The sequence below is a fragment of the Pseudosulfitobacter sp. DSM 107133 genome, from assembly GCF_022788695.1.
In the GTDB taxonomy this organism is placed as follows: Bacteria; Pseudomonadota; Alphaproteobacteria; order Rhodobacterales; family Rhodobacteraceae; genus Pseudosulfitobacter.
Map to the genome: position 1 here is coordinate 39453 of NZ_CP085161.1, position 22278 is coordinate 61730.

21 protein-coding genes are annotated in these 22278 nt (G+C 60.1%); 7 read left to right on the forward strand and 14 right to left on the reverse strand.

All coding sequences use genetic code 11. From position 1 onward, the window contains the following. Window positions 1-2: 2 nt before the first annotated feature. Together DSM107133_RS24140 and DSM107133_RS24145 are read right to left on the reverse strand one after the other, a co-directional pair. A complete protein-coding gene (locus tag DSM107133_RS24140; RefSeq protein ID WP_107817728.1) occupies window positions 3-1616 on the reverse strand; it encodes a Mu transposase C-terminal domain-containing protein in 1614 nt (537 codons plus the stop codon). Between the two features lie 282 nt (window positions 1617-1898). Continuing rightward, complete coding sequence (locus DSM107133_RS24145) at window positions 1899-2804, reverse strand: hypothetical protein (protein ID WP_114295287.1); 906 nt, start codon at window positions 2802-2804, stop codon at window positions 1899-1901. A 1130-nt stretch (window positions 2805-3934) separates the two neighbouring features. Here DSM107133_RS24145 and DSM107133_RS24150 point away from each other — a divergent pair. From DSM107133_RS24150 to DSM107133_RS24170, 5 genes are all read left to right on the forward strand, one after another. Continuing rightward, window positions 3935-4273, forward strand: a complete 339-nt coding sequence (locus tag DSM107133_RS24150) for a DUF736 family protein (protein WP_064225024.1) — start codon at window positions 3935-3937, stop codon at window positions 4271-4273. A gap of 634 nt (window positions 4274-4907) precedes the next feature. Further along, on the forward strand, window positions 4908-5084 hold the full coding sequence (locus DSM107133_RS24155) for a hypothetical protein (protein ID WP_235602448.1): 177 nt from the start codon (window positions 4908-4910) through the stop codon (window positions 5082-5084). 410 nt (window positions 5085-5494) lie between these two features. Beyond that, window positions 5495-6217 carry a helix-turn-helix domain-containing protein gene (locus DSM107133_RS24160; protein ID WP_233501446.1) on the forward strand — a complete coding sequence of 241 codons (723 nt, stop codon included), beginning with the start codon at window positions 5495-5497 and terminating at the stop codon, window positions 6215-6217. Then, entirely contained in the window at window positions 6210-8126 is a 1917-nt protein-coding gene (locus DSM107133_RS24165) for a relaxase/mobilization nuclease domain-containing protein (protein WP_114295286.1), read from the forward strand. The genes DSM107133_RS24160 and DSM107133_RS24165 overlap by 8 nt, the downstream gene beginning before the upstream one ends. Window positions 8127-8140: 14 nt before the next feature. Beyond that, a complete protein-coding gene (locus DSM107133_RS24170; RefSeq protein WP_114295285.1) occupies window positions 8141-10054 on the forward strand; it encodes a type IV secretory system conjugative DNA transfer family protein in 1914 nt (637 codons plus the stop codon). 18 nt (window positions 10055-10072) lie between these two features. Here the strand turns inward: DSM107133_RS24170 and DSM107133_RS24175 are convergent, their stop codons facing one another. The 6 genes from DSM107133_RS24175 to DSM107133_RS24200 form a co-directional block, all read right to left on the reverse strand. Then, entirely contained in the window at window positions 10073-11494 is a 1422-nt protein-coding gene (locus DSM107133_RS24175) for a DUF2235 domain-containing protein (protein WP_064225048.1), read from the reverse strand. A gap of 108 nt (window positions 11495-11602) precedes the next feature. Next, complete coding sequence (locus DSM107133_RS24180) at window positions 11603-12325, reverse strand: DUF6602 domain-containing protein (RefSeq protein WP_064225022.1); 723 nt, start codon at window positions 12323-12325, stop codon at window positions 11603-11605. Window positions 12326-12337: 12 nt separating this feature from the next. Next, window positions 12338-13237, reverse strand: coding sequence for a CBASS oligonucleotide cyclase (locus tag DSM107133_RS24185; RefSeq protein ID WP_064225021.1), 900 nt, complete (start codon window positions 13235-13237; stop codon window positions 12338-12340). Further along, window positions 13234-13737: a hypothetical protein gene (locus DSM107133_RS24190; protein ID WP_064225020.1), complete on the reverse strand. Its 504-nt coding sequence runs from the start codon at window positions 13735-13737 to the stop codon at window positions 13234-13236. The genes DSM107133_RS24185 and DSM107133_RS24190 overlap by 4 nt, the downstream gene beginning before the upstream one ends. Beyond that, window positions 13734-14204: a hypothetical protein gene (locus tag DSM107133_RS24195; RefSeq protein WP_064225019.1), complete on the reverse strand. Its 471-nt coding sequence runs from the start codon at window positions 14202-14204 to the stop codon at window positions 13734-13736. The genes DSM107133_RS24190 and DSM107133_RS24195 overlap by 4 nt, the downstream gene beginning before the upstream one ends. Beyond that, window positions 14204-15109, reverse strand: a complete 906-nt coding sequence (locus tag DSM107133_RS24200) for an AAA family ATPase (RefSeq protein WP_064225018.1) — start codon at window positions 15107-15109, stop codon at window positions 14204-14206. Before DSM107133_RS24200 ends, DSM107133_RS24195 begins: the two co-directional genes overlap by 1 nt. A 181-nt stretch (window positions 15110-15290) precedes the next feature. Between DSM107133_RS24200 and DSM107133_RS24205 the strand changes: the two genes are divergently transcribed. Both DSM107133_RS24205 and DSM107133_RS24210 read left to right on the forward strand, forming a co-directional pair. Then, entirely contained in the window at window positions 15291-16352 is a 1062-nt protein-coding gene (locus DSM107133_RS24205) for an XRE family transcriptional regulator (RefSeq protein ID WP_064225017.1), read from the forward strand. Window positions 16353-16389: 37 nt separating this feature from the next. Beyond that, window positions 16390-16845, forward strand: coding sequence for a hypothetical protein (locus DSM107133_RS24210; protein ID WP_229737798.1), 456 nt, complete (start codon window positions 16390-16392; stop codon window positions 16843-16845). Between the two features lie 152 nt (window positions 16846-16997). Here DSM107133_RS24210 and DSM107133_RS24215 read toward each other — a convergent pair whose 3' ends face one another. Genes DSM107133_RS24215 through DSM107133_RS24240 form a run of 6 tightly spaced genes read right to left on the reverse strand, consistent with a single transcriptional unit; the run spans window position 16998 to window position 22270 of the window. Then, window positions 16998-17978: an ATPase, T2SS/T4P/T4SS family gene (locus tag DSM107133_RS24215; protein ID WP_064225015.1), complete on the reverse strand. Its 981-nt coding sequence runs from the start codon at window positions 17976-17978 to the stop codon at window positions 16998-17000. Next, window positions 17978-19402, reverse strand: a complete 1425-nt coding sequence (locus DSM107133_RS24220) for a TrbI/VirB10 family protein (RefSeq protein ID WP_064225014.1) — start codon at window positions 19400-19402, stop codon at window positions 17978-17980. The genes DSM107133_RS24215 and DSM107133_RS24220 overlap by 1 nt, the downstream gene beginning before the upstream one ends. A gap of 2 nt (window positions 19403-19404) precedes the next feature. Next, window positions 19405-20127: a TrbG/VirB9 family P-type conjugative transfer protein gene (locus tag DSM107133_RS24225; RefSeq protein ID WP_064225013.1), complete on the reverse strand. Its 723-nt coding sequence runs from the start codon at window positions 20125-20127 to the stop codon at window positions 19405-19407. 5 nt (window positions 20128-20132) lie between these two features. After that, on the reverse strand, window positions 20133-20813 hold the full coding sequence (locus DSM107133_RS24230; protein ID WP_064225012.1) for a type IV secretion system protein: 681 nt from the start codon (window positions 20811-20813) through the stop codon (window positions 20133-20135). Window positions 20814-20830: 17 nt separating this feature from the next. Continuing rightward, a complete protein-coding gene (locus DSM107133_RS24235) occupies window positions 20831-21844 on the reverse strand; it encodes a type IV secretion system protein (protein ID WP_064225011.1) in 1014 nt (337 codons plus the stop codon). Further along, on the reverse strand, window positions 21845-22270 hold the full coding sequence (locus DSM107133_RS24240; protein WP_233501452.1) for a hypothetical protein: 426 nt from the start codon (window positions 22268-22270) through the stop codon (window positions 21845-21847). Between the last annotated feature and the right edge of the window lie 8 nt (window positions 22271-22278).

A 22278-nucleotide genomic window follows, 5' to 3' on the forward strand; every position in this document is an offset into this window, starting at 1 on the left:
GCTCATTCGGTGTCCTCAACAAAAGGCACCGGTTTGCTGGAGTCGACACCACGGAGCGTGCCCGTATCCCGGAGGTCGTCGGCACGCCTCGGCTGAGCTTTGCCGCGCCGCACGGCAGCGGTTCTGTTTACGGCCTCATCAACCAACTTCCGCTGTTCGAGTGCGGTCCTCACAACCGCGCGGCTATCGACTTCACGCCGCCCTTTCTCACGCAGGGTGCGACGCGCCGTCAAAGCCTCGTGCAGGGAAATGGGTGCCAGGGTCAGGTCCGCGTAGCGGGCTTCGACGAAGTTGCCTGAGGGCCGCCGCACGAACACACGCGACATATCACGCGGATCATACTTCACGAGAAGCCGCCGCTCAGTCCGGCCGACATCGGCGCTGAGTGCGGCTGACCAGTAGCGCAGATCGAACAGGTGAATGCCGGTTGGACGCAAGGTCCGTTCCTGCTCCGGCAGGAAAGAGACCCAGAACTGCAATCGATCCTCAGGCAGCCGCAGAGGGATCTCGCCTTCATGGTCCCACCAGACGGCGAGGGGAGGGCGGCTCAGCGAGCTGTGGATGGATTGATGATAGGACCCGACAATGTCGAGGGCGATATAGCGCTCCAACTCGCGCAGGGTCAGCGCCGCATGTTTTCTTGAATCATACTCCGCGAGGTCCTGAGCGTTGCTGAAGGTCGTACCGGGCAACAGGTGCAGCCGTCCCATCTGGGTGCCGATCAAACGCTCGATATGTCCGCCGAAGCGCGGCGTACCCGGCGGTCGCCAGTCGATCGCAATGCCTGCATTCTCGCAGCCACGTTTGAACGCGCGACTCCGGAAATCCGCGCCATTGTCCACATGCACCCGGTCGGGAAGGCCGGCCACGGGCCAGGGCTCTTCGATCTCGCGCGCTTTGAGCCAGGCCGTCTTGTCATAGACCGAATGCAGCAGGCATAGGCTCGTCGAAAGCCGGGATGGCGCATCCATGGTCAAGTAGAAGCCCGTCACCATACGGCTAAAGACATCCATGGCCAGGGTCAGCCACGGTCGTCCGATTGGTTCGCGGGTTTCCTCATCGACGACAAAGATGTCGGCCTTCGTGTGATCGATCTGAACAATCTCGAGGGGTCGGGAGGTGCTCAGTGTTCCCGGGACCGCCGTCGTTGCTTTTACGGTCCGCGTTTCGCCCCGACGCTGCGCCCGGTGGCGCAGGTCCAGGTCGCCCAGCCGCCGCTCGATCGTTCGGCGATGCGGCGACTTCAATCCTGCCGAAGCGCAATCCGTTTCAATGTCCCGCACCAGCTGCGAGACCGGTGGCCGGGTCGGTTTCAGATAGTACGTGCGGATTGCCTTCTCGATGATCTCCTCGCGCCGAGCATCCAAAGCGCGATGGCCCGTCGGGCGTCCGCGCTTGGTCTCAACGAGCGACATGACAGTTCCGTCCGCCCGAAACCGCCTCAGCAAACGGTAGGTCGTCGCTTGGCTGACCTGCAGTTCGGAGGCAAGATCGGCAATAGCGGCCACTGTTGACTCACCGGAACTGGATTCCAGGAATCTGCGGATCGCAGCCGCACGGCGACAGGCTTCTGCCCACACGGCGTCGTCTATCTCGTATAGAAGTGGTTCGGTCACAATGAGAACCCGACAAAATCGGAGCCACAATTATCGAATTAAGGGCTAAAGTCCAGTCTCCATTATTAATTTAAGTGCCAATTCTCACATTTAGGGGCAAAGCTAAGTCATTGAAATAAGGAAGATCAGATTATCATCTTTAAGTGCTAAGTGACAGGATTTGCGTTTGCACATAGACGCGCTGATGGCGGGAGTGTTTTCCCCTGACATTCACGTTCCCGGAAATTTTCTTTGGGGGGTATGCCCACGAGGAATACGGCGGTTTCAGGCCTGCATACTGCTTTACCGTGGCTGGACGATGATCAACTGCGTCTCGAACACATGCGCGGCGATGTCTGCCACTTGCCGGAGTACGGCTGCTTCGCTTCCGAGAGGCTTGGGCTCACGCGACATCGGAGGTTCGGGTTCCGGCATGATTGCTGCGTCAGATTCTCCTTCCACGATGGACCTTCGCGTCAAGGTTTCAACCACCGGAATGTCCCCCCGGTCAGAAATAGAAGTATCTTGTGGCATACCTGAGCCGCGGCGCAGCTCGGCTTTCTGCCGCCCGCGCCGTTCGGCCTCATGCATTTCCGCCACCAGCGACGGCAGGCGTTCTCCAAGCGGCTGATCGTGTTTCTTCAAAAAACCGTTCAGCTTGTCCTCCAACCCTCGGTTGGTTAGCACTTCGAGAACGCGTGGTTCCGAACACAGCCATGTATTCCCACCATCGAAGGCGACATGGTGTTGCTCATCGTCCAATGGGCCTATCATCCGTGGAGCCACGAAGAGCGAGCGCCGGGCGACATCAGACCGACTCCAGGCTTGATTGATCTCGTTTCGCCTGTGAAAGTGGGGTGCCGCGTAAAAAACGAGGTTTGAGCCATCATCTAACGCCAGCAGGAGTTCATGCTGATCGGAGGTCGTCGCTTCGGTGATGGGGAAACGGTAGTAGGGAACGTTCAGTGTCCCGCCCAAGGCCACGACGGCTTGGTGTTCCTTCGCCGTTCGGCGGACCATACAGTGGGATCGTTTGAATTGCAGAAACAAGGGAACACCTGGCCGGTCGAGCTTCACATCATAGCCGCCCCCTGCTTTGCCTTCCTCGACCAGGCTTGGGAACACGGGTGCGGCTGATAGCGCAACCCAACCGACGAGTTCATTGGTAAGGGCGAACCCGTAAGAGAATTCGGAAATTTCAGGTTTCATTTTTCAGCCGCCGTTGCCAGTATCTTTGAAATCACGCGGATCGGTGAACCGGCTTCTGCACGACTTCTTTAAACCCGATGATTGCATATATGACTGAAGTAACTCTATAACAAAAAAGGGAATTTTATGGACACTACCGCCATCCCTCCCGAAATCCGCCACCAGTGGAATAGCGCAAATATTCCAATCATCGTCCGTTCCGGGATTTCAGGCGATAAGCTCACAGCGCGGTTGCCATATCGTCCCGATAATCGGGGCTGGCTTTTCGGTCTGGCAACCGGACGCCGGAAGCCCGAAGTACAATGGGCTCCCGTCGAGAAAGCCTGGAAGCTACCAGTTAGTTGGCTCAATCGTTTTGTTGACAGTGGCTTGGAACGATATGGACGGCTCTACGTCGTTCAGCCCTACCGTGAAATGGAGAAGTGCGCGCCCGCTTGTCGGAACGCCGTCGGACACGATTGCCAGTGTTCCTGCATGGGCGCGAACCACGGCGCAGGTGATGGCGGTGGATGGTTCGACGTCTCCGAGACGTTTTCGTTCCGATGGGGACCGCAATCTGCGGCGATCAGGTTGATGACCCGAAAGGCATGAACAAAGCTATCGGCTCAGTCGTCAAACGAAGCTCGTAAGTGTTGGCAACGGTTTTTTGGGACCACTGTCACCATTAGTCGGCATGGGTGTCTGCCAGTCTGCCTAGGTGCATTAGTTTGCTTGGCCTCCTCCTGGCTGTCCGAAGTGCCGCACTTTGACTCGTTGTTTCCCTTCGCTTGCTCGGCGCTCTGCTAGGCCCACCATTTGTTCGTTCATAGGTATCATGGATACTTGCCGCGGTTTAGTTGGGAGTGAAAATGAACCCGATGTGCCCTGGTGCGTCTGTCGGTGCAATTCACATTTCCCACCGCGGCCATCGCACTTCTCCCGATTTGTTGCTTTGCATGACATGCTGGTCGCAGCTGTCGTCCCGTCCACAAAGGTTGTCGCCGATCTTTTTCCCTTGGCCCTGCGGGCCATTCCTCGCGCAGCAAAAAGACCGGCGCCTGCCCCTCTCCGCTGCGCTTCGCCTTCGGTGTGGTCAGGCCTTGGCCAGCTGCAAGTTGACCATCATTGCAACGCAAACAAGGAGAAGAGCAATGACCACGAACTGCATCAAATTCACCAGCGCCGATGTTGAGACCGCCAAGGGCGTCGGCTCCATCTCGACCCTGACCTTCGACCTCGACATCACGGTCGAACCCGTCGGGAGCACGAACCCGATGGCCCCCACGCACCGCGTCCTCGGTCGCTCCCCGCGCGGCAAGCTGGTCGAGTGCGGCGGCATCTGGAAGAAGCAGAACAAGGAGACCGGCGCCGACTACTACACGCTGACCATCCGCGACCACGGCTTCAACGCCAACCTCGGCAAGGCCGCTAGCCAAGACGATCCGTCCCTGCAGGCCGTCATCCCCTGGGGCCCCAAAGACGCCGCCTAAGCCATCGGCCAGACCGCTCCGGCGGTCTGGCTTTTTTGTCGTTCCGGGGAACTACCTCTGGGCGGGCCCAAGATCGGTGTCCGAAGAACGCGGCATATTTCGGACGCGGTCATAGTAGCGGGCCGTCGGACCAGGTGGGTCATACACGCTGTTGGGATCCTTCTCTCTGGCTGCGTCGAGGATCGTGTGAACCCTTGACGGCACCAAAGGCCTGTCGGGGGTGCTGGTGGTTCATCTCGCAATAGAATCCCATTCTTTCTCTCCCTCCAGCAACCTGCGTCTGGGTCGTCTTGGCGAAGCCACTGGGTATGCAAACACATCGTTGGCAGCCGGTGATGAAGTCGCAAATCAACGTCATGCTTCCGGGGGCAACGTCTCATGTCAGGGTCACCGCCGCGCACCTTTCCGTCGACCTGTTGGCCTGTCAGATCGCTAGCCCGGGGTCGAGCGGTCGGCAACGCCGGAGGCAGGTTTCTGGACGGCAGACGCCTTGAGCTCTGCTGGGCATCGCTCACAACAAACCTGCCCCCGGCGTGCTCCATTTCATTCCGCCCCGTGGCGGGTGCAGCCCGCTCTCATGCCCCCGGTCTTTTCCACGATCCGTCCAACGACGATCAACGGAAAGGATCACACCATGACACTCGAACAATCCATCGACCTCGCCGAACTGCAAGCCGACATGGCCTTCGATGCCTACCTCGCCGCCTTCGATGAAGATGCCCATCCTGAGTTTCTCGACAGCCTCGAGACCGAGGCACTGATCGCCCGCGGCCGCTACGAAGATCTGCGCAATCAGGGACTGGGTCACTGACCCATGCCCTTGCGGGTCTTCGGGTCCGCAGGGGTCCGACGCCGTCTCTCAGAAGCTTCGTGACGCCCTCAGAGGGTGTGACCTGCGCCATCCCGCGCGGGCCGATTTCGTGTTCCTGGCGCCCAATCCGTGGCCGGCTCGGGCGCTCGATATGTGCGCTTTCACGCGCTGCTCGGGCACCAGTTTCCGCAGTCTCTTTCCGAGCAACCTCTGTCTGTCGATGAGGAGAGCGCCCATTCAGCGCCTCGCTGTGCAGGGTTTTGAAGACGCCGCCAAGCCATGCAAAAAGTTAAAACATGCAAAACGTAATATTGTGTAATGTGATGTATTGATGTATAAGCGAAGGAGAAAAGAAAGACGTTGGCAGGATATGGCCAATGTTTGCACATTTTGTCCGAGGGGTCTGACCCGTGCCGAGGCCAGCGAAAAACCTTAAGTTCGAACAGCGCATCGAAGTGGCGCGGCGTTTTGCTGCGGGCGAGAGCGCGAAGGACCTGGCGGCAGCATTCGACATTTCCCCGCGCCATGTGAACCGGCTCGCGAAAGAGGAGGCGGGCGAGGGCGTCACGGTGCGCGATCCGAGCGAAACGGTGGCGTTCCGGGCCAGTCGATCTGAACTGGAAGCCTTCGATGCCGAGTGGCGCGAACGGGGCTATGCCAACCGGTCACAGGCGCTGAATGCGGTACTGCGCGGGCGGTGCGGATTTCTCGATGTGCCACGCGATCTGGTCGGGGAATTCTGCGCGGCCTGGCGTCAGGCGAAGGATGTGAGCGACGCTGGATTGGCACTTTCCAAGGCGGTGCATCGCGGCTTGCTGGAAGTCTCGGAGGCGGACCGCGCCGTGCTGATCGAACTCTTCGATTTGGCGCAGTCGATGAGCCGTGAGATGGGCCGGATGAAGGATGCCGCACAAGCACTGCGTCATCAGGAATGGCCGCAAAAGGAAGAAGGGCAGGGGGCGGAGAGCGAGGTTCTGGAGGACGGCCCGCGCGTGGCTGGCGGCGGTCTGAGGCTGGTGCCTGAGAGTTCCGGTTCAGATTTGGATCGGGGTTCGCTGCCTCTCGGTAAGCCTCGAACGCGAACCCCGATGCATGACTGTTCGATCGTGAACCGGAACTCTCGAAATGGCTGACCCCCTCGCCCTCTACACCTCCGTCATGGGGCGGCTCTGGGAGGATGAGCGCATCCGCGGCCAGGCCGCGGCGCGGATCGACGCGCGGCTGGCGGGCCGTCGGCAGGGTCGGAGCTTTGCGCGCGTCGGATCCCTGTCGGCGCGCAACGCACTGAAGGCGGCGTCGGGTCAGAGCCGCGCGGCGGTCTTCAAACGGATCCGGGCAGGGGGCTGCAAGACGCGCGCCTCGCTCGGAGCGCAGATCTCCTACATCAATGACAAGGCGGTCTACACCTACTCGACGATGACCAACGCGCTGACCGACGCGGAGGTCCTGACCGACGAGCAGAAGGAAGACATCATCGAGGACTGGGCCGGCACCTGGCGCGGCTCGACCAAGCTCGGGTTCACCTCGCACATGCTGCTGTCCTTCCCGACCGACGTGACGGTCGATCAGGTGCGCGACATCGCGATGGACTGGACGGAGCATTTTTTCGAGAGCGGCGAATACGGCGACCAGTGGGATTATGTGCTCGCAGTCCATGACGACCGGGCGCACAAGCATGCGCATATCATCCTGAACAATCGCGGCGTCGAGAAGGGCACCTGGTTCTCCTGCTGGGCCGAGGGTGTGATGTCGCCGCAGCTCATGCGCGAGAAGCAGGCCGAGATCGCTGAAGCGTACGGCGTGATGCTCGACGCCACCACCCGGCTTGAGCGCGGCATCTTCGAGAAGCCCGCCGGGATCGAGGAGATTTACCGCGCCAAGGAAGAGGCCCGCCTGCCGCGCGAGATCGCCCTGACGGCCCAGGAATCCGCCATTGCGCAGGCGCAGGTGGTGGGCTTCGCCAAGGACTACAAGAACCTCGCCGACCTGCTGGACCGGATGGACCGGCAGCACATGGCGCGCGCTGTGCGCGGCATGGCGGACGGGCTTGGTTCCGGCACGCCGTGGAACTTCACCGAAGGAGAGATAGACATGAAGGACATCAAGACCGTCGGTGATGCGATCGACTATTCCGAGCGCACGATCGAAGCGCTCAGGCTCAAGGCCGAGGAACTGGATCCTGCCGAGCGCGCCGCCTTCGAGGCCAAGGCCGCACCGATCATCGCGGACCTTTCGCAGATGGTGCCGGATCCGGACCTGCGCGCGCGCTTTGGCAAGCAGCTCGAAGAACCCTATCCGCCGGGGGCGGGAAGCGAGGTGCTGATCGCGGCGCTGCAGTCCGGCAATGGCGATGGGCTGCGCGATGTGCTCGAGCGCGCCGAGGAGGCCGGGATGGACAGCGAGGAGCTGGTGGCCCGGATCGCGGCGGGCGGTACGCGGAACTACGGCATGGCGCAGGACTGGGTCGAGCGGGACATGAACGCGGTGCTGGCCAAGGACGGACTGAGCGTGGAGACGGCCAATGACGACCAGCTCGATGCCGCGCTGGAAAAAGTCGACGGCGTGATGGACGCGCTGATGGAACGCGCCAAGGAACTGGGTGTCGAGATCGGTCGGACCCTCGCGGACGAAGAACAGGAGATCCTGCCGCTCATCGACGAGGACGATCGGACGCCCAATCCCTACCTGCAGGACCTCGCCGACATGTTGCGCGACGGCAAGCTTACCGAGGAGCAGGAAGAGACCGTCGAGCGGACCCTGCAATCCGAGCTCTTCAAGGAGTTGGGCGAGGAAGGCTTGGCCGAACTTCGGCGCGGAAACTACGAGGTGCTGGACGCGGCCCTGCCGAGCAAGCTCGACCAGATCACCGTCACGCAGGAATTCCTCGAGATGACCTTTGAGGAGACCGGCGATCAGGTCTTCACCGACCGCGCCGCCGGTTTGCAGCAGGACAAGGCGACCGAAGTTGCGCGGTTGCGCGGCCAGCAGGAAGCGCAGGAGCTGGGCCGTGACCGCGGTCTCGATGACGAGATGGAATTCTGAGGGAGATGACCACCATGACCAAGACACTTCCCCTCTGGGCCGCACTTCTTTTCGGCGTGATCTGCGGCGCCGTCATCGGCACCATTGTCGCTGCCTTCTACCTGACCCTTGCCCTGAAAACCGGGTTTCAGAGTTTCGACATGTTGGCGCTCTGGAAGGCCGGCGCGGGCACACGCGCGGCCCATCCGGAGGCTTTCAAGGTTGGCTTCGGCGCCGTCGGCTTCGGAGCAATCGGCCTAGGCGCCCTGGCGCTCGCTTGGACCTGGAAGAAGGAGCGGGATGACTATGGCTCGGCCCACTGGCAGACAAAGGCGGAGTTGAAGAAGAACGACATGCTGCAGGCGCCGGGCAAGGGCTTTGTCTGTGGCAAGCTCGGCGCACCGAGTTCCAAGGCTGAGTTTATCTCTTCGACCACCATCCCCCATGTGATGATGGTGGCCCCGACCCGCGCCGGTAAGGGCGTCGGCTTCGTGATCCCGAACCTCTTGAGCTTCGCAGGTTCGGTGGTGGTGCTCGACGTGAAGGGCGAGAACTTCGAGAAAACTGCCCGGCTGCGGGCGCTCAACGGCGACGAGGTCTATCGCTTCAGCCCCTTCGACTGGGCCAATGCCACGCACTGCTACAATCCTCTGGCCCGGATCGCCAAGGCCCCGAGCTTCGCGCAGCGCTTCACCGAGGTCTCGATCCTCGCGGACCTCTTCCTTGACAAGGACAACAAGACGCTCGACACCTTCTCCGAGGCTGGCAAGTCGATCTTTGTCGCGGCCTGCCTGCTAGCGATCCAGCGGGGCACGCCGAACCTTGGCGCGGTGAACCAGATCGTCGCCGGGGGCGAATACAAGAACGCCCAATACAAGACCTATGCCGACGAGGCCGAAGAAGACATCCTGCGCGAGCTCTGGACCAACGCGGCCTCGGCCTCGTCGCGGCTCCTGACTTCAAACATTCAGGCGTTGATGACAGCCGGTCTCAAGCAATGGGACAACCCGGCGGTGCGCTCGGCCACCGAGGCGAGCGATTTTGATTTCTCGACCTTCCGCAAGACCCCGCAATCGCTCTACATCGCCGTCTCCGAGGATCACATCGCGACATTGGCGCCGCTTTTGCGCCTGATGTTCGCCGATCTCATCGCCTCGATCCGTTTGAACGAGCCCGGCCCGGATGAGCCCTGGCCGGTCATGATGATGATCGACGAATTCCAGCAGATGGGGGCGATGCCCTATCTCGAACGCGCGATCCATTCGCTGGCAAGTTACGGTGGTCGCGTCGCGATGATTGCGCAGTCGCTGGCCTCGCTCGACCGGATCTACGGGCCCGAGGGCCGTGAAAGCCTCGAGAACGGGGCAGGGCTCAAACTCTACATCACCCCTCGGGATCAGCGCACGGTCAAGGAGGTCTCAGCCGCGGTCGGCAGCACCACACGCGAGGCCGTGACCCGCATGTATGGCCGCAACAAGGGCTTCCTCGGCGCGACCTCGACTTCGGCGCGTCTGGAAGAGCGGCCGCTGCTATCTGAGACCGAGGCTCGCTTGATGGACCCCGACGAGGTCATTATCCTCGCCTCGCCGCAGCACCCGATAAAGGCGAGCCGGATCAAGTATTACGACGATCCGTTCTTCAAGGACATGCTGGCCCGCCAGGAGGGCAAGCCCTTCCCCTATCCGCCGAGTGTGCAGGGCGTGGGGCCTTGGGCGCGTGAAAGTGCGGATGAAGTCAGTCAGGATGAGCCGCGACAACCAACCGACCGCACGCCTGTCCGGGATCGCTCGCAACGCCGCGAAGCGCGCGCGATGAGCGTGATGGCGATGGAGGCCGGGCGCGGGCAACCAGAGCCGGAGACGCTCGAGCGGGAAGCCGCCGTGCCGAAGGAATGGGAGGCGGCGCTCGACCGGCAGGAGGACTTCATCGAGGAATTGTTGGGAGGGTGAGCGCCGTCGACTAGTCCCCTATTCGTCGTAGTAGAATTTCAAGTCGCGTCGCTCTTTCAACTGGGCAGGTCGGTAGGGCTTAACCTCGCCACACTGGGCGACGGCCTTGGCTCGCATGCGCTCTTCGACTGAAGGATGGAGCGGGAAGTCGTCGCCAACTGCGCGAATTCCCTTCTTCCAGCGGATGCGGAGGGGGCCAAATGCTACCAACGCGTCTTCGCGGTGCTGCAAACCCAGAGGGTCAGGGGAGCGGTTCAAGACGTTCTCGTTGATCTGGATCGACGGCACGCAGTCTTTCAATTCGTCGACCATCCAATCGAGGGCGATATCGCTCAGGCGGGACTCTGCCTCGGGATAACTTCCACCGATGTCGCTATGGCAGCCCGGGAACCAGACCTGCTTCAACCACTTCGGCTCTCGATCTTTGGTCTCAATCGCGGCCGCCTTGGATGCCCATCCGACCCTTGGAAAGTCAGCACGGTCTTCGTCGATCGCCATGGCATGACGGGCGTGTTGGACATCGGGATCAAGCCACTTGTCGTAGTTGCGCTTGTTCCAAGCCGCGAAATGACCCGTCTTGAGGATCTGCGGCCAATCCGTTGGGCGCCAAAGCTTCAGTTTGCGTTCGGGATCGTCCGAGAAATATTTGAAGTTGTCGAGCAACAGGGAACCAAGCTGCCAAAGAAGCGCAACTAGTAGTACGCCGAGTGGAACAACCAAAAGCCAAGACCACCCGAATGCAACACCTGCGGCAAAAGCCGACCCGACGCCGAACGTGACGCCCCAGACCAAGGTGCGGACAACAGCCGTTCGCAGTGACGCCACGGTGTCGAAGACCCCGATGAATGTTGGCTGAACGTTTCCCTGATTGTCTTCGCCTTCAATGGGAAAGCTCGAATACTTTTTGCGAAATCGTTTGCCGAGCTCTTCACGGTTGTTGAAGTAAGGATCTTGTCCGCGCGGTTTTCCAGCACCGTGATTATACACGAATTTTACAGCGTCCTTGGCTATCTTCCGCAATCCGGGACCGTGACGCGGGACCGGCGAACCATCCGGCATCTGCGTCGGGACACCGCAGAGGTTCATAACGTTCGCCAGTGCTCTTACTGTGTAGGCCCCGCGCGAGAACCCGAACAGCAACACACGGTCGCCGGGTTCGTAATTGGCGATGATCTGCTCGTAGCAATCGATGATGTTGTGGTCGATGCCAGTGCCGACGGCGCTTTCCAAGATCGGCTTGATCCGACCGAATAACCCGCCACTTTCTCCTGTTCCCAAGCCAGGGTCGTAAAAGGCCACTTGGTCCTTCGGGCTAATTGGTGAATCTGGACCCGGACGCATGGCTCGATACATCTTGTAAACATTCGACAGCCGTTGGTCAGGCCTGGCGCCGCCCATTTGGCCTGTTCCGTCCGAGAATATGCAGATGTTCTTTACCATTTGTCGCCCCATCCAAGAACACGAAGTACAGTCAAAGTCCCTTAACCGCCAATCGATAGCTGTTGGTGCCGCCGCGAAGCAAAAAGCCGAAGCGGACTTTGGCGACAGCTACTTGGTCAGCCAATCGCCGTAGGCATCGATATCGATCATTGGCACAGTGCCGCTGAACTGGAGCCGTGAGATCAGTGCAAATAAGAAAGCCGTTGCCGGTTTTGACCCCTCAACAAGGTTATATCGCCCATCCTCGGCGAACAGGAAATGCCCGTGAGAGGCAACGCATCCGATGTCCAACCTCCTATCATCTTCGCCTTCGTTGAGGATCTTTTCGAACGATGCACCGAGGGGAGGTTTCCATTCGCTCTCAAAAGTAAGAAGCCCACCAATGATGGGAATGAGCTGTTTTGGCGGATAAACCCCACCAGCATGAGGGATTGGTAGGCTGGTCCGATGCAAATTTCGGACTGAAGCCACCTTGTCTTGCGCGTATCTCACCAGACCGGCATCTGCCGTCTGCTTGGCCTCAAAAACAGCGTATACACTTTCTGCTGGAACTATGAGCTGTTCTTCGTAGGTGAAAATGAAGGGCGAATATTGACGGTCAAAGATCACGGCATCAATTTGATCGCTAAAATTTCCCCGGCTATCGACGACATGAGCACTTGCAACCTGATATCTCTCAGGGATGTACTGTGCGAGCATATCGATCCAAATCGCTTCGCTTGCGTCCCCTTTTGTACCGGGATGCTTGAACGACTTCCGCGCCGTTGACAGCCGATGCTGAATATCCTCGTGCAACGATGATAGAAGTTGTGATAGCGACCATTCAGCCATTGTTTCTTCTTTCTAAGACAGCGGAAATTTTGGTCCGAAGAAAGCGCGCCACGCTTTCAGGGCGTCTCCGTTCTTGCCCTGGCGCGCCAAGTGAATTGCGGCAGCGATGTCGCGGTTTGCCTGATCCAGAATTGTCTGGGCGCGCTTCACCATCGCTGCGTCCATTCGATCGCTAACAGGAGACCCGAGCCCGGCCGGATCTGGCCAATCCTCGTGAATTCGGTCGCGTAGCGTAGCGAAGAACGCTTGGATTTCGCGGTCATGTGAACCACCCCATCCACCATGGAGGCATTCCATCGCCATGACCTCGATCAGAAAGGATGGCTTGATAGGTTTTTCTCCGTGGCGGCTGTTTTGGTTCCAGTACTTCACCATGCGCACCAGGCCCTTCCACTCATTGCCATAAGCTTGGTGGGCCGAAACAGCCTTCTGTGCATGGATTTCGGGATTTGTTCCCATCCACTTCCCGGTTGTGTTGTTCGGGATCTCGTAGTCGTCGCCCTTTGCAAATGCGGGCACTGCATCCACGCTTACAACCCGGTAATCTGTGTTGTCGTCGGAATCGACGACGACACCAAAGTCCACACCCACAGAGCGTCCCTGTTTTTTGACGGCGCTGCTTCCATAAACGTCAACCAACGTATCGTAGAATGCGGTCAGTATCTTGTCAGGATGTTTGTCTCGATAGTGGTCCTCGTCCTTTCCAAGAACGAAGAAGATATCGACATCCTTGAGTGGTTTGGACTTGGTCCAGCGGGCGTAGCTTCCTGTCAAAAAGCTACGGTCGATCTGAAAGGCCTTATCCAGATGCTCGCGAACTTCCTTCTGCCGCTTGGATGCGTTCTGCTGCTCTCTTTCGTTCAACTCCATTCGGCTCTTGAACTTTTTGAATGCGTCCGGGAGTGAAATCATGATGCCTGCCTCCAATACGCTGCCGTCGCTCCCAGACCGTTGTGTTCGATGGTGGAGCCAAGGCTTTGGCGAACCATACCGTCTGTAGATCGGGCGGTGGTCCGGTGCCAACCCGGGACATCAGGTCGTCCAGGCTTTGTACGTAGCAGGAGGTCATACTTGGCGCTTGCCGGCGCAACTCCCGCTTTGCGAATTGCCCAACGAAGTTGATCGGTGTCCGTCCAGAAGTTTCCATCTCCAGCAGACCAACTGTAGTTCACGTCGATATCCCAACGCAGGATTAGTCCATTGGTTGCCGGATCGTATATCTCGAGTGTGATCTTCTCGAGGTCTTCGCTCTCCAACCATGCCTTGATTCCGCGCATGTTGATTTCCGTGTCGTTCACGAAATTTGTTGGATCCATGCCACTCAGACGGATAATGTCTTTGAGGCTCTTGAGGATGTTATCGGCCACATAGGTGACAGACTGGGTGCGGGAATACGTGATGACTGTTGTCATGGTTTCAACAACCCCTCGAGATCAATTTCGAGCGTAGCACCTTGCGAGTTGTTCGCTGTGTCTTGCTTTTTGGTTTCGGTTCTGTCGCGTGCTGTGATGCGGTTGCTCTTCTGTTGCAGCGCAGATTGGACCCAACCGAGATCATCGGGTTCACATGGCAGTGAAATCGACCAATCACCTTTCAGCGGGTCAAACCCGAGCACGTCTTCGTTCGCGTCCGACCCGTCGATCGCATCGTCATCGTAAAGACAGTAGATGCGCGTCTGCGGCCCTTCACAGCTGACAATGATTGGTGAGTTTTCGCAGGCTTTGTCCGCGATTATGCTGCTTGCAATGCCAGCGACACTGCTGAGTTCTTGCTGCGCTCCGGTATTTGTACGGGTGAGCAAGTCGCTGATGGCGGCCCATGTTGCCAATGCGTCGCGATGCGGAGAGCTTCGGAATGTTCTGCGGGCTACAGTTATCATCACTTCCCCCGATTCGCTCTTTTGTTGGTTTGGGCTGATTTTGCGGCAGCAGCTAACTGGGGCAGTGTTACTGAGCCGGGGTTCAGTGCCACCTGAGTGTTAGAGGCGAGCGCGTTTGCGACGGTCTTTCGGATTGTCCTGCCGTCGAGGCCGACGAATTCGCCAGCACAGGTGTCGAAACCACGGTCGCTGGTCAGCTCTTCTATCTCAGGATACGTGCTGCTTAGCCCCAACAGGCATTCCCGCAAAATCGTCTTGCAGGCTTCCTTTCCGGGAAGAGGCACTTCAAGCACCAGATCGCATCGGGAAACGAAGGCATCGTCCACCGCTTCCGGGTAGTTGCTGGTTGCCACAAACAGCAGGTTCTTGTGAGATTCTGCCAGCAGGTCGAGCTGTACCAGAACGGCGTCCGTGGCTCGATGAATGTCGACAGGGTTGGCATCGAGGCTTAGCCTAGAGCGGTCCACCGCAAGGGTTTCCACTTCATCTAGCAGGACAATCGTCGGGCCTGCATTGGCAAGTTCTGAAAGTGTTTGCGCGAAGAGGTCAGTAACCGCTCGCTGCGTTTTCCCCATGGCGGAACTCGTCAAGCCATGCGCTTCAACCTCGACCAGTTGGAAGTTCCCCCCCTTGAAAGCCGCTGCTGTTCGGTTGGCCAACCCTCGCGCGAGCGACGTTTTGCCCGTTCCGGGTGCGCCAACCAACAGGAGGACGCCATGGAGTGGCAACACGGCTCGGCTCATCTTTGGTCGCATTGTGAAATTCAGCACCGCCTGAGAGAGCAGGCGCTCCTTTATCTCGGCTTCGACGATGATCGAGTCCCAGAGTTCTGCCAGACCGGGGTCCGGCAGTGCCGTGATCTTCTGAATTCCTCTAGGTAGGTCGCCCGCAAACGGTGCGTTCATGGCTACTTCCTCTTTTCTTTGCCTGTTTAGCGCCTCGTGAAGCGACTTGGCGGTTTACAAATTTGCCTTTCTTTCGGCTTGCTGTTACAAGTTAGGGACAAAAAGCCGCGCTTTCAAGCATTGTAGTTTACAAAATATCAATCATATGGGTGAAATGTAAACCACCCACTGGGAGGACGTTATGATTGGCAAGCGACTCAAAGGAGCCCGGGCAGCATCTGGCCTCTCGCTCCGTGCACTTTCCGATGCCATGGAGAAAAAGGTGTCCGCTCAAGCCATAGGCAAGTACGAGCGCAATGAAGACATGCCCGGATCGGGCGTGCTGCTAGGTCTTGCCCGAGCACTCGAGGTCTCTGTGGATTTCCTGCTGAGCGATGACGAGCTTGAGTTGGAGGGCGTGGAGTTTCGCAAGTCAGCCAGCTCGTCAGCCAAGGAGATCGCGACGATCGAAGCCAAGACGCTCAATATGGTTGAAAAGTACCTCGCCATCGAAAGCTTGCTGAATCTTTCGAGCCAGGAATGGGATGCCCCACACGAAGCGCCCTACTGGGTGGCCGATGTTCGTGATGCCGAAGACGCGGCTCGCAACATGCGTGCTTCCTGGCAGCTGGGTCACGATCCGATCCCAATGCTTGCTGAACTCCTCGAGGAGCACGGGATCAAGGTGTTGTCTTTGGACGTTGATCGGATTGATGGCCTTGCGGCCAAAGTCCGTCGAAAAGAGCATCACTCTGCGCGGGTGATTATGATCAAGAAGAAGACCTGGTCTGAACGGAAGCGCTTCAGTTTAGCTCACGAACTGGGCCACATGGTTCTTAAGGTCGCTGAAGGATGTGATTCAGAACGCGCCGCAAATCGATTTGCTGGTGCATTTCTCGTTCCGGCAGAAGTGCTACGGCAGGAGATCGGTGCCCGCAGAACGGACATAAGCATTGGTGAGCTCATTAGTCTAAAGGATCGGTTTGGCGTCAGCATTCAAGCGCTGACGTATCGATGCAAGGATTTGGACATCATCAACCAGGCAACATTTGCGCGCCTGTTCAAGGTCTATAAGCAACGGGGTTGGCGCGATGAGCCGTTCGAGGAGCCGAATTCCATTCCTTGGGAACGAGAAGAGCCTGACCGCTTTCAGAGGCTGTGTTTTCGTGCCCTCTCCGAAGGGTTGATTGGGTTGTCTCGCGCGGCAGAACTTCTCGAAATACGAGTAAAAGAGCTGGAAGAACGGTTGAACCACATGTCATAGTAGTTATGTGCAAGTTCTTGTTTCCGATACCTCTGTCTTGATTGACATCGAAAGAGCCTCGCTGACCGCGAGGCTTTTTGACCTGCCTTATGAATTTGTGGTCCCAGATATTCTGTATGAATCGGAACTCCTCGATTGGTTGGGCCCTGATTTGCTCGATCTTGGATTGAAGGTCGAACAACTCACTCCACAAGAAACCGCACGTGCAACAGAACTGAAACGGGCGAAAGCAATGCTATCGACGCCAGATGTTTTTGCGTTCTGTTTAGCGGTGGAACGGAATTGGGTACTACTAACCGGCGATGGTGCGCTTAGGGCAGAAGCAGAGAGTCAAAAGCTCTCGATGCACGGTGTGTTGTGGGTGTTTGACGAAATGGAAAAACACATGGTTTGTGCGACAAGCGCGCTAAAAGCGGGTTTGGAGGCCGTTCGTGACCATCCGAGATGCAGACTTCCACAAAAAGAAATCAACCGAAGACTTGCACGATACTAGCCCTTCGCCACGACGAAATGCCACTCCCACGTGGGCGTAGGAGCCAGCCCGCTGCAACTGTGTCTGCCGATCAAAGTCCGCTCCTGCAATTGACCATTGGAGCCTTCGCTCCAGCCGCGAACGGCAGCTTCCGACCCTTTGTGCCGAGGGGCTTACGACCCCGGCAGATAGAACTCCGTAATCCCTCGCTTGCCCTCGGCGCGGCCGAGCTGCACGATCACATCGATGGATTTCCGGATGTATTCGCGCACTTCGGCGAAGGTCAGCGGTGTGCCAGCCTGCAGCACCATGATCGCAAGCCGGTCGATGGCGAGTTCTGCGGTTTCAGCGTGGATTGTAGAGACCGACCCGCCATGGCCGGTGTTGATGGCTTCGAGATAGGTCAGGGCCTCGGCCCCGCGCAGTTCGCCAACGATGATCCGGTCGGGTCGCATTCGGAGGGAGGCCTGGAGAAGGGCGTTGGCGCTACGTTGCGAGCCGGAACCGCGGTCGGCCAAGAGGGCGACGGTGTTGGGTTGACCGGGGAAGAGCTCGAAGGCGTCTTCGATGGTGATCAGCCGTTCGCGTTCGCTGACATGAGTCAGAAGGTGGCGGGCGAAAGTGGTTTTGCCGGTCGAGGTCCCACCGCTGATCAGGACGTTGAGCCGCCCCTCGACCAGGGTCTGCAACGCGGCTTCGAGGTTCTCATCTGCCAGACTGGCGATGTTCTTCATTTTCTCGGCGCGGAGCGCGTCCAGCGACACGGCCTTGCCGAAGAGATAGGCCGGGGCGTAGTCCCGGACGCTGCCCGAGGCGAAGAGACGGATGGTGATCGAGGCACCGCGATCGATGGCGGGCGGTACGGCGACCTGGACCCGAAGCGGACGGCCTGCATATTCTACCTTGCCGGAGACGAGGGGGTTCTTTTCAGAAACGCGGGCCTTGGCATCGCCGACGATGGTCTGGGCCATGTTGAGGGCTGTGGTCCGATCCACGGTCTGACCTTCGTGGCGCATGGTGGCGTCGCCTGCGACCTCAAGCCAGACCTTGCCGTCCGGGTTGATCGCGATCTCGACCACGTCATCGCGTCGCAAGAGGTCGCGGAACGGGTCGAGATAGCGCTCGAGATATGAGGCTGGCGATGCCTGATCCATCAATAAATCACCACATCCCGGTCGACGAGCACGGTGACCGAGGCTCCCTGATCGACATAGATCGTCGGCGCGATCGACACCTGGTCGGCGATGACCGAGCCGACGGCATCCTGCAGGTCGCTGCCGACATCGCCCAGAACGATGCTGGTGGTTTCATTGTTGGCGCTCTCGGCTGCCACGGCCGGTGCCGCCCCGATCACGGAAATCAGCGCCGCACCTCCGAAGCGCTCGGCGAACTTGGTGTCGACGAGGCCGGTGAGGCCCGACCGGCCAAGCTGGTCCCCGCCAACAGCGGCGATTTCCATTGAGGTTCCGTCCGGTGTCAGGACGCGGGTCCAGAGAATGAGGATGCGTTTCTGGTGCATCTCGATGCCAGAGCGGTATTGGCCAAAAAGGCGGGAGCCCCGGGGGATCAGGATCCGGTCCCCGGAAAACGCCGGGACCGGTTCGGAGACAACCGCCACAACGGAGCCCGGCAGGTCGCTGTTGATGGCGGTCTGGAGCGCGGCCTGGATGACGGACCCTTGGGTCAACGTGCGTTCGGGGTGGGTGAGGCGGGTGGCCTCCTGCACTTCGAGCGGTCGCGCACTCTGCAGGAACGCCTCATTGCCCGAGAGGACCGGCCCCTCGGTGCCTGCGGCAGCAGGATCGGCCACCGCCGCGCCACTTTGGCCGCCGCGCGGACCGTCGGCATAGACCACGGCGGGGGATTTGATCTGCGCGGTCAGAAGCTCCTCGGCGACCCGCTCGGCCTCGCGCTGGCGCTGTTCCTCTTCCTGACGACGGCGTTCTTCGAGTAGGCGCTGATCGGCGATCAGCCCCTCGCGATCGAGCTCAGCCTCGAGCCCCTCGCGCTGCGCCCGTTCGGCATCGAGCATGGCCTGCAGACCTTCGATGCGGGCCTCGGTCTGGCGCTGCAGGTTGGCAAGCTCTGCCTCCTTCTCCGCTATAAGTGCTTCCAAGGCCGCCTTCTGCTCATCGAAGGCCTCGCGCAGGTCGGCAACGGCGGACTGGATTTCCGAGTTGCGGGCGGCCTGGCTGGCGGCAAGGGCCTCGCGGAGCTTGGCGATCTCGGCCAGCACCTCGGCGCTCGGCTCGGGGGCAGGGGCGGCGGGCACATCAAGCGCTTCTTCGACGGCGATCAGCGCGTCATTGACCCGTTGTTCGGTCTCATCGGGTGGAAACTCCAGCCGCCCACCGGTGCCGGGGCGGCGGTCCTGGAAGGTTTCAACATCGGAGGTCTCGAGTGCGCTGTCGCCCTCCTGCAGGCCGGTGGCCAGGAAATACGCGACCCCGGCCCCGCCAAGGGCGAGGGCGGCGGCGAGGGCACCGACCCCGAGGCTGTTGCCCCGGCGTTTCGATTTGCCGCGCTGGCTGAACTGGTCGAGACGGTTCTGAAGGTCGGGAGGGGTTTGATCGGCCATGGTCAGTTGCTCACATAGATCGCGCTCTCGTCGCGCCAGGCGCAGATCGCCTCGTCGCCGATGCGCAGCGTCCAATAGGTGTTCACCCCGAGAACGCGAACGGTGTTGCCTTGCTGGGTCCAGTTGACTGTGCGCTCGCGGCCTTGGTCATCGGCCTTGAAGAGGGCGGGCTGGCGACCGTTTTCCGGGAAGACGAAATACGTGTAGCGCCCGTCGTCGTAGATATGGCTGGGGCGGAAATCCCCTTCGCCGGAGACGCGGTAGTTGTAGTTGCGAGGTGCCTCGAACCCCTTCGGTTGGGTGGCACCCGCCGCACGGCGTTCCTCATCGGGGTAGCGGAAGCGCACCTCGAAGAACATGCCTGTGCGGTTCGGGATCGAGCCTTCGCGCAGGTGGAAGGAATAGGTGCGGCGGTTGGTGATCACCGTCATGTTGGTCGAGGTCTGCGCAACATGCGGTTTGATGGTCAGTACATTGCCAAGCTCGGGGATCGGATCGACCTGAAAGCTTTCGGTGTCGCCGACAATCACTGCTTCAAACCGCTCGCCCGTCCCGAAATGGATCGTGGTCGAATGCCGAAGATCCGTTTCGATCCGGTAGACCTGGTTCTCGTTATAGACGGCGGTGCGAATGCGGATATCGAGCGGGCCGCCTTGCGGCGTGGCCTCGGCGAGTGCGGCAACAGGAAGGGCAAGCGCCAGGAGGAGCGCGGGCAGGGATTTCATGTTGGTCAGTTCTCCAGGGTCTCGGCGTCGACGCGGTAGGAGGTCACCACGAAGCCCAAGGGGTTGGCCCAGACGTCCTGAAGGCGCTGGCGGGTTTCGGGTTGGAAGTCGTAGCCGACAGTGGCGACATAGGACCGGGTGACGGTGCGGGTGTCGCGGGGACGGCGGAGCGTGCGGGTGAAGCGGACCTGGGCCACGCCGCGCTCGATCTGGTTCACGGACTTGATCACCACCTCGATCTTGGCATCGCGCCCATAGACGGTGATCGGGTAGTCCTCGTTGGTGGAGGACCAGAGATCGCGCAGCGTGCGGGCGGCGTCACCATCCGAGCGGTCGAGCACCGAGTTGATGCGTTGCTCGCCATCGGTCAGGTCGTAGGTCTCGCGATCGTCGACATAGGCCACGAGATTGGCCTGGATGATGGCGTCGCTCTCGGAAAGGGTCAGCGCTTGGACCGCGGCGACCCGGTCCATCTCGCCGGTTTCCTTGTCGACCACGACAACGAAGGTCTCGGTGGATTTGAGCGGAAAGAGGCTCGCGCCCGCGACCATGCCGGCCACGCCGACTAGCACGCCTGCCGCGGCGACGAACCAGGCGAAGCGCTCGCGCCGCCTGGGCCCGTAGATGAAATCCGCCTCAAAGGCGTCGCGGTCAGGCGCGGAGGAACTGGTCACAGTCTTCTTCAAAGTAGTGGTCTTTCAAATCAGGGTTTGCGGAAGGCCTTGGCGGCGGAGAGGAGCGCGCCAGGGCTTTGCCGGATCATCTCGCCGGTCTTCACCACGCCTGTATTGGCCATCTGGTTCAGCTCGTGCGGAGACTTGCCGGTGACGAGGCGCGAGGTCGCGCCCGTGCCATACTCCCGCGTGTTCACGAAGCCCTGCCGCGCGAGGCCCGTAAGACCCACGGCATTGGACGCAATGCCCACGACACCGGTGAGGTTGGAGGCGATGTAGGGCACCGAGGCCATGATCCCGGCGCTGAGGATCAGGATCACGAGGAAGGGTAGGATCAGGCTGACGGTTTCGACATCGCCCGGATCGGCGGAGGCATCGCCAATCGCTTCGGCGATGGCGACGATGATGCCCGCGGCCCCGGCGGCAGCGACAGGCATGAGCGCATAGCCGATGGTGGCGCGGGTCCAGGCCTCGAAGAGCGACTGGGTGGGCTTGAAGAGCGAGGTCACGATCATGAAGGGGGCGATGACGATCATCAGCGCGAAGACGATGCGGGCAAAGGCGATGATCCCGGCGGTGACGGCGGCAAAGACGGCAGAGAGGACGAAGAAGATCGCGCCCAGGACCGCGCCGAAAACCCAGCCTGCGCGGTCGCCGATCGTGTCGCCATAGGCGGTGATGCGGGCGACCATGTTGTCGAGGCTTGCGTAAACCCCGGCCTCGTCGCCCGACCCGGTGAGGGCCAAGATGGAGGCGCCGATAGAGTCGGGGACCTGCGTGACGATGCCATAGATCACGCTGAAATTGTCCCAGCTCTGCGCGAATATCCCGACAAGTGCCACCTTGATGCCGAAGGCAAAGCCGGTGCCGAAGGGCAGGGGGCGCAGCTGCATCACGGCGTTGATTCCCAGAAGCACGAGCAGCAGTGTCGCGCCCGCCGAGATGACGTTGCCGACCGAGGCTGCGGAAGAGACAAAGCCGTCCTGCGCCACGGTGTTCACCGCGGCGTCGACCTGCCCGAGGATGTCGCGAATGACCCCCATTTACTCCGCACATCCTGCGGCAATTTGGGCTTCCAGCTCATCGGCCTTGGCGTAGAGATCCAGCACCTTGAAGGGCAGGTGCGGGGTGTCCGAAGTCTGGAACCGGGGCAAAGCGTCAAGTGCCTGATCCCAGGTGAACTGGTCCAGCAGGCAGGTGCAGCTTTGCGAGGCGAGCGCCTCTTCGGCGATCAGGATGCGCAGGATCGCGCGGTAGCCGTTGCGTAAGTAAGCGGTCTCGGCCAGATCGGCGGGTGGTTTCGGGACACGGCAGGCGTCGCCCTCGTCCCGCGCGATGGCCATCGAACTGAAGGGCGTATTGCTGGACGGGTCCGTGCTCGGGGTCTGGGCCAGCGCGGCACAGGGCAGGGCACCGAGCACTAGCGCGGCGAAACCAACGAAGCGAATATCCGGGATAGTGAGGCGCATCGACGTGC